This window comes from Apibacter adventoris (assembly GCF_002964965.1).
Classification (GTDB): Bacteria; Bacteroidota; Bacteroidia; order Flavobacteriales; family Weeksellaceae; genus Apibacter; species Apibacter adventoris.
The window spans coordinates 93,999-102,505 of sequence record NZ_PSZN01000006.1 but is presented as its reverse complement, the minus strand read 5'-3'; the positions used below and the strand labels follow the sequence as shown (position 1 = coordinate 102,505).

Here is an 8,507-nt window from a genome sequence, read left to right as displayed (position 1 = left end):
GTATAACTTAAGTCATATCCTATAACTTGTATTTTTTTATTATGAATATCATATCTAAACTTAATCTTTTCAATCAAATTTTTCTTTTCTCCTGAAATATTTTTCTTCGTAACCTGATTTGCATAATCTACACTTAGCTCTATAATTTTACCTTTAATAATCGGATCACTTACATAATAATCTGTTTTTATATTATTATACAATATACTATTATTTAAAACAGGTATTTCAATTGTTTTACTTTGAGATGACAAATAAATCTTAAGAACAAAATTTAAAAATTTTGTGCTATTTTTTTCTTGAATCTGTGCTTTATCTTCAATATTATCATCATCAAAATATAATAATTTTGGTTTTTCTACTAAACTATCTATTGTTGATTCCGTCATATTATGAATCACTTCTTTTTTTTGACAAGAAATATTAATTGTCAATGCAAATATTACTAAACTAAGTATTCTTTTCATTTAATTTATTCTTTTATTTCTATTACAGCTATATTTTTTACTCCACAATAAAGATGAGCCTTATGATGAGAATCTTCTTTAAATGTTATTGCTTTTTTAGGTTTGACTAACTTCATTCCTGGTTTAAAATAAAATGTTGTTATGCCAAAATTTGCCATTGCATTCACATATTTTTGTGTATTTATTAAATTAAAATAATCCGAATCTATACTTTCTCCATTAGTATGTGAAACACTTGGAAAACATGTTCCATCTTTCATTGCTGAGCCTTCTGAAATTAACGAAAGATCTTGATTCCAATCTTCAGCATATATATTTTGAAGTTCAGAAGTCCATCCAGAAGTGCGTTTTTTATTGTTACCTAAATAATATGTCGAATAATATTTGCCTGCAATTAAATTAAATGATTTAGTATAGGCACCATTATTATCTTTCGTATAACTTAAGTCATATCCTATAACTTGTATTTTTTTATTATGAATATCATATCTAAACTTAATCTTTTCAATCAAATTTTTCTTTTCTCCTGAAATATTTTTCTTCGTAACCTGATTTGCATAATCTACACTTAGCTCTATAATTTTACCTTTAATAATCGGATCACTTACATAATAATCTGTTTTTATATTATTATACAATATACTATTATTTAAAACAGGTATTTCAATTGTTTTACTTTGAGATGACAAATAAATCTTAAGAACAAAATTTAAAAATTTTGTGCTATTTTTTTCTTGAATCTGTGCTTTATCTTCAATATTATCATCATCAAAATATAATAATTTTGGTTTTTCTACTAAACTATCTATTGTTGATTCCGTCATATTATGAATCACTTCTTTTTTTTGACAAGAAATATTAATTGTCAATGCAAATATTACTAAACTAAGTATTCTTTTCATTTAATTTATTCTTTTATTTCTATTACAGCTATATTTTTTACTCCACAATAAAGATGAGCCTTATGATGAGAATCTTCTTTAAATGTTATTGCTTTTTTAGGTTTGACTAACTTCATTCCTGGTTTAAAATAAAATGTTGTTATGCCAAAATTTGCCATTGCATTCACATATTTTTGTGTATTTATTAAATTAAAATAATCCGAATCTATACTTTCTCCATTAGTATGTGAAACACTTGGAAAACATGTTCCATCTTTCATTGCTGAGCCTTCTGAAATTAACGAAAGATCTTGATTCCAATCTTCAGCATATATATTTTGAAGTTCAGAAGTCCATCCAGAAGTGCGTTTTTTATTGTTACCTAAATAATATGTCGAATAATATTTGCCTGCAATTAAATTAAATGATTTAGTATAGGTACCATTATTTGCTTTTCCAACTATTTTAAAATATATAAATTATGCTTTTTCAATTTGGTGGTGAAATTGGTGCTTCTTGAGCTAAGTTTTCTATTATTCCCTCCATTTCAGGGATTCCAAAGAATTGATTTCTTTCAATAATCGTTATTATTTTTGGAAAAGCAGTTGTCAAATTGTAAAAAGCAGTTCCCTCTCTATCCCATACACTTGGGTCAATTTCTTTAAACTTGTTATAAGCTGGTGTCTCAATAGCTGCTATATTTGCTACAATTTCTGCCTTTTCTTTTTCGGTGAATATGATTGATGGGTCTTCTTTAAAGACATTATCCTTATCTCCATAATACAATGCAGACATGTATGTAGTAAGAGCTTCTATTAATCTATTATTATTTGAAAATGTATTTTTTTTCACATATTTTAATAGATTCTTTCTGATCTGGAGCTTACCATTACAATTTTTTGAAAAAAACAAAGATCCAATTTTTTCTGTTTGATTTGGAATTTCATTGCTATATTTTTTATATGCATCATTTAAAATTACTTCATTCAAAGCATCATCTTTGTCGTATCCAAAAACATCTATCAATTGAAATAAAAATACCTTATCATTTTCAAAAAGCCATTTCAATTGTTTTTTATCATTGTTAAAAATATATTTGTTTCTAGCAACCAGCTTTTCGGGTATATTTATTTTAATGTTTGCGCCTTTTACTTCAAATAAGTCATCCAATAGAGAAACATAAAAAATAATTCCAAACTTTTCACTCAAAAATAAATGATCATAAGTATAATCGTATTCTGTTTTTCTAAGCTCATCTATATTTTCATTTTTTTGAGATATAAGATAAACACTGAAGTCTTCGTGATTAATTAGATTTTTACATAAGGGCAAAGATTTACCAAATACATTTTCAACCGTTGATTTATATACTTCTTTTGAAGGTATTTTATATCCTTTATCTATCAATCCAGCTTGTATAATTTTAGCACCTATATTTATATCTTCATCGGTCAAATTATATTGCTTAGAAATATCACCATCCTCAACTTCATAATTACTTTGCAATTCCAAATGCTTTTTTACTTTTTCAAAATCTAAATTTGGTTTTGCTAATAATTCTGACGTATTTAGCCTAGTTTCATTCTTTTGACAAAAAACAAAACTAACTGTGCACAAAAGCCCAATAAACAATAAAGTTGTTTTTTTCATAATTTTTTATTTTAACCCAATATGGAAATGATCTTGATGTACACTCATAGCCACCCCTTTGGTATATTTAATATTTGATTTGTAAGCATAGTTTGTATTAAATCCCCATTGGGTTTGCAGTATACAAAATATTTTCTAAAACTTCCACAAATTTATTTTCTGTTCCATATTTTTTCATAGCTTCGCTCCAAAGTGTTTGAGTACCATCAGAACTACCAGGGTGCCTTATATCTATATCATTCCCTACCCTATGACCTTTATGCCCAATATTTCTCCCATCATTTGCTGATATATCATTAAAATATAATTTAGCTTATTTTGCTCTTTAATATTGTGTTTAATACAGCTACTAAAAGAAAAAATAATTAGTAAAAATATAAGTACTTTTCTCATGTTATGATCTTTTAAGATTTCTACCTTATACTAAATAATTGAAATTATCATTTTCTGAAATACTAGGATATCCTAAAAATATAATACTATTAAGATTGGTATATGATTAAATCATTTCTAGTTTTCTAATGGTATTAAACATGACAATAGCTATAAAAAGAAAACACAAGAATTTAAAATTTTTCATTATTTTCTTTTTATTTACATTTTTCATTGATTGAATTAGAGTTAAATTGATCAAAATATATTGAACCTAAACGCTCTTTGCTACATCTAATACTTGATTTACTACCATCATGCCAATTAATATCTTCACTATACTTATATAGATTTATTTTTTTTGTTACAGCATCATATTTAAATGTAATATACTTTTCAGAATCATAATTGTCTGGAATTGTATTTTTCAATTCTATTGTGAAATATTCATTTTTAATAACTAACCTACTAAAAGCGTCTCCAAAATCATTTGGATATATCCTATTGTTTATCAATACTTTATACTTTTCATTTTTTTCATTTAATAGAATTATAATCGGAGCTATTTTAGTACTTGGATCTTGAGGATTAATATCATGATTATTCCCTAAAATAATAATTTTGTCTTGAAAAGAATCATTATTTAAATCACAGTCTTTTTCTTCCACTCTAAAATATTGATTCCCTGCAATAGAATCTATAATTTTTTTTGAATCTAAATTTGTTGATTTAGCGAGATTTCCATTATTGAAAAACTTTACATATTCTTCTCTGATATTTACTAAATCCAACATTTTATATTTATCATTTTGAAAGAAGATTAAATACCATGGATTTTTATATTTGGGAATTTCTATAAATTTATTATTTATTTTAAATCCAATTATTCTGTCATCATTATAATTTTTATAAGATACTTTTAGAGAATCCAAATAGGTGGATGCGTCAGAAAAATAAGTATGTGCATCATCTGCAATCGTATAAAAGTCATCTCCATATTTCTTTTTAAGATTTTCAATATTCTTATCACTCGGTGAAATAAAAAGAATTTCTTTATCCATCAAAAAAATAGTATCTGATTTTTCAGATCCTGATATAATTTTTTCAGGGGATTTCTTACATGCGATAAATGCACAAATAATTAAAATAAGTACTAAAGCATTTTTCTTTTTTACTCCCATTTTTATTTAACTTTTACTCTGTCATAATACACATACCCCTGTTTTTCCTTTTGGGTCTTTATCAACCACCATTTTCCTTCTTCATTTAATACTTCCACTTTTTCTCCATTTTTTATTTGCTGCACTATTTCTGATTTGGAATTCTTTTCTTTCCTTAGATTGGTAAATCCATCAGGATCTTGAATATAATATTCAATAGGATTATCACTATTATCTGAATCAGACTGGTTTTCTGAATATGATTTTAATTTAGGAAAAGAATAGTAATTGTTATTTTTTAGGTGTTTTAAAAAATTTGGATATTTAATAAATAAATAATCAACTTCTCCTACAGGATATATATCTTTTTTCTGATTTCTTTCAATAAGAAGATTTAAAATAAAAGCAACATCATATTCTCTGTTCCCTTCATAGGGATTTTTTTCTTCTATAATAGGAGCTATAAAAGAAGTGGCAGAAATGTTTACATCAGGGTATTGATTAATATATTTTTGAAATATTTCTTTTCTCAATTCCCAATTTCCATGAATTCCTATTCTTCCAAAAAATACAGAATATGCAAAAGGAGTTTCCAAATCATTTTTTATTTCTTTAAAGATATATTCAAGTAATTCATTATTATAATATCCATAATCTTGAACTAACATATATAAGTAATAATTATCATTAAATTTCAAATAATTAAAAGCCATTTTATCCTCATAAAAAACGTATTTATTAAATGAAACAAAAGATAAATCGTTAGTGAAGTTGTCCGTATCTAAATACTTTTCTTTTTTATACACAGTAGGATAAAAATCTGGAGCATCAGGTATAATGGGTTTTATCTCTAGATAGAATTCATTGCTGAAGACAGAATCTATATTTACCCCAAATACAAGTTTAATTCTTTCTTTAAACAGGTTATCTTCTGGAAATTCAAAATTGTTATTTTTTAAAATTTCTATTTTATTATTGAGCATATTTTGATCTTTATTATTGTGTTTAATACAACTACTAAAAGAAATAATAGTTAGTAAAAATATAAGTACTTTTTTCATATTGTGATCTTTTACGATTTATTGCCAGTCCAAACAGTTCCTGTTTTTGTAACACTTCGTTCTTCAAGTATTAAGATTACAGGTTTATCATCTGAATTATTATTGAAATCAGGAATATTATCAATAAGTTTTTGCACTAAAGGATTTATAGGTTGTGCTTTTACTCTATTACCATAATTTGAAGTATGAGTAGTTAAGCAACCTAATGATCCAATAGACCATCCCCCATGGATAGCAATCCCACCTCTCCATCCATCTGCACCTTGAATAGAAGAGGCTCCAACACCTTCTTTATCAGAAAGGTATATGTGAAACTTTTGACTCTTACCCCCTTTATTAAGGTAATATTTTCCAGGAGGAGCTTCATTAGATGTTCCATACCTTTTAGTGGATCTCTCAGAACTTTTCATATGCGCATCTCTAGTTAAATATGTAATATAATCAGCTTTTGGTAATTTTTGGGAGTCTTTCAATTTTTTATAATTATTATAAGACAAATTGCAGTAGACAGATACTTTATAAATTAACCATTTTTTGTTTCCAGAAGAAGATTCTTCACTTCCATAAATAGAAGCATTTCCTGATACAATAACCAGCGAACCTTTATCTATCCTGTTATTATTTTTTGTTTTAGATAAGAGAGCGCATTTATCAGTTTCTAAAATATCCACTGTTTTATTAAAAAACCTAATTCGTTCACTTAGTCCTTTTTTTGAAGGATTTATTAAATATGTTACGTTTTCAACAGATAAATCACTAATTTCTACCGCTTTTTGATTAATATTCTTAGATCCCCAATAAGCTAAAGCAGAAGTAATAGCCTCTTTAGGATTATTTGTCAAATTCAGAGGGTTTTTAACCCAATCTACATTAGCTTCATTTCCTATCTTCATATTTTTATTAAAATAATTAGACAGATCTTCATAATTACTTTTCCAGGTTATTTGTTTAAAACCTCTCCCTCTGTAAACAGAACCATCTCCTGAGCTAAAGCTCCCGTTTTTATTATTGTTTTTATAAGCCCAATTAGCTATATTAATTTGATCTTCTTTAGAAACAGCAATATATCCTTTTGCCCCTTTATCTTTCACTGCCCTTCCCCACATCTTTGCCTTTTTTTTACCTTCTTCAGTACTGAAAGCACTAAAATTGACTATTAAAGACTCCCAATAATAATTAAAACATTCTTCTGTATCATAAAATTTACTTTCCTGCGCTATCTGTGCTAAAAAATGCGCTTTCCTTATACATGTATTAATACCTACTTTTTTCCTATATTGATTTAAATACGGAATAGCTGCTTTTATTAATGTGTCATTAGTAATTAGACATTTACCTTTAACGTCAACACATATATTCTTTATTTCTTCTAAAGTTATATCTTTATCACATCTTGGGCATTTCCCCTCATTCTTCCCCTTCCCTTTTTCGGAAGAATTTTTGGTAACCACATTCTCGCCTTCGGTTTTAGGAATAGAAAAATCTGTTTTATCTACTTCTATAATTGTACTTTTTAAAGTTTGTCGGGTTTCATATAAGGAAACCTCAGCAAAAATATCCTGATACCAAAAATCTCCCCCCTTATCTTGCATAGCCTTGGTAAGAGTAATGGTAAGATAACTGGAATTTGCTCTAACTATGCGATCTTCTTCATGCAGCAGGTCATCAGAAAATTTATCTTTATCGTATATTCTCACCCTAATCTTGCGGTTCACCATATTTTCACTCTCTATATAAACCTGCATTTTTTCTCCATATTTTGGGCGACGTGTCCATTCCTTTCCGTTGCCATCTCTAAGAGATACTTTAATGATCTTTGGCTCTTTCCATGCAGAAGCAGGAGGTTTAGGATAGTTATTTACCCTTTCTTTATGAATAACCTTAGGAGCTGCAGGCTGAGGTTGGGGAGCTTTCTTTTTTTTCGGCTGAGGCTTAGGTGGCGGAATATAATCGGGATTGATTACCTCTACATTTTCACTGCTTTTATCTTCGGGTGAACCTTCATGACGGCTAACGGTTACATAATATTCATGGTATCTGCCTTCGTCTTTTTGTCCGTAAGGTATTTTACGGTTAGCAATAGGAGCCATGGTAGAATAGACTAAAGAAAAAGACACTTCTGCCAACCCCTGAATGACACTAGCTTGTTTAGTAGCTATAATATTTTCTTCGTTTTCTTTGCTGTGCCCGGCACCGGGAGCATCGTCTTCCCATAAAGTAAAATATAGCGTTTCGCCTTCCATACCCGTACATTGGGCACGGGCAAAGAGAGTTTCTGCATAAGATAGTTTTCTGTTTATTTTATTACGATTTACATCTAGCAACTCCAGTTTCTTTATTTCGGGAACATCTTCCCCGTCTAAAGTCATAAAAAATTCCGCCAGTTTTTCGTTACTGCTTTCTCTTTTCAGATAAGCTTCTATACGGACTTTTTTAGATTTAAGTTTTTGATTGGTAAAGATAATCGTAAATTTTTGTCCGGTTTTTTCTTTTTCTAAACGCAGCTTTCTCCAGTTTTCCTCTCCTTCTTCCACATAAAACTCCCAGGTTATTTTTTCCGAGGGATAGTGGGGTGGATTTTCTTCACTATCTAATAGTTCATATTCGGCGCTTTCTCCCATTCCCAAAGAATTTTTCCCTCGTATTATATAAGCCCTTGATTCTTCGTCCGGTTGAGGGATGCGCAAAGTATCACCCTCATAAATAACAGGGGTATAGCTGCTACCCTTTTTCACCAGCTTTATTTTTTCAGGATTGGCTTGTACAATTTTATGTTCTTCTATTTCATATTTTCGGGAAATTCCCCAAAGGGTATCACCCTTTTTTACTTTATGTAAAATATAGTCAGGCATAGGAATAAGTTAGATTTTGTGGTTTTAGTATTTTTCATAGTTAAATGTTAGATTTTTTATTTTT

At 28.2% G+C, this 8,507-nt stretch carries 7 protein-coding genes; all 7 read right to left on the bottom strand.

Going from position 1 to position 8,507, the window contains the following annotated elements:
• On the bottom strand, positions 1–467 hold a 467-nt coding region (locus C4S76_RS04205; RefSeq protein ID WP_221404983.1), incomplete at its 3' end, for a hypothetical protein.
• 5 nt (positions 468–472) lie between these two features.
• The gene (locus tag C4S76_RS04200; protein WP_105192972.1) at positions 473–1,369 is read right to left on the bottom strand and encodes a hypothetical protein; all 897 of its coding nucleotides are present in this window, start codon (positions 1,367–1,369) and stop codon (positions 473–475) included.
• 5 nt (positions 1,370–1,374) lie between these two features.
• Positions 1,375–1,629, bottom strand: a complete 255-nt coding sequence (locus C4S76_RS04195) for a hypothetical protein (RefSeq protein ID WP_105192971.1) — start codon at positions 1,627–1,629, stop codon at positions 1,375–1,377.
• Positions 1,630–1,837: 208 nt separating this feature from the next.
• Positions 1,838–2,998 carry a hypothetical protein gene (locus C4S76_RS04190; protein ID WP_105192970.1) on the bottom strand — a complete coding sequence of 387 codons (1,161 nt, stop codon included), beginning with the start codon at positions 2,996–2,998 and terminating at the stop codon, positions 1,838–1,840.
• Positions 2,999–3,588: 590 nt separating this feature from the next.
• On the bottom strand, positions 3,589–4,551 hold the full coding sequence (locus C4S76_RS04185; RefSeq protein ID WP_105192969.1) for a hypothetical protein: 963 nt from the start codon (positions 4,549–4,551) through the stop codon (positions 3,589–3,591).
• 2 nt (positions 4,552–4,553) lie between these two features.
• On the bottom strand, positions 4,554–5,591 hold the full coding sequence (locus tag C4S76_RS04180; protein ID WP_105192967.1) for an SH3 domain-containing protein: 1,038 nt from the start codon (positions 5,589–5,591) through the stop codon (positions 4,554–4,556).
• An 11-nt stretch (positions 5,592–5,602) separates the two neighbouring features.
• Positions 5,603–8,443: a LysM peptidoglycan-binding domain-containing protein gene (locus C4S76_RS04175; RefSeq protein WP_105192965.1), complete on the bottom strand. Its 2,841-nt coding sequence runs from the start codon at positions 8,441–8,443 to the stop codon at positions 5,603–5,605.
• Between the last annotated feature and the right edge of the window lie 64 nt (positions 8,444–8,507).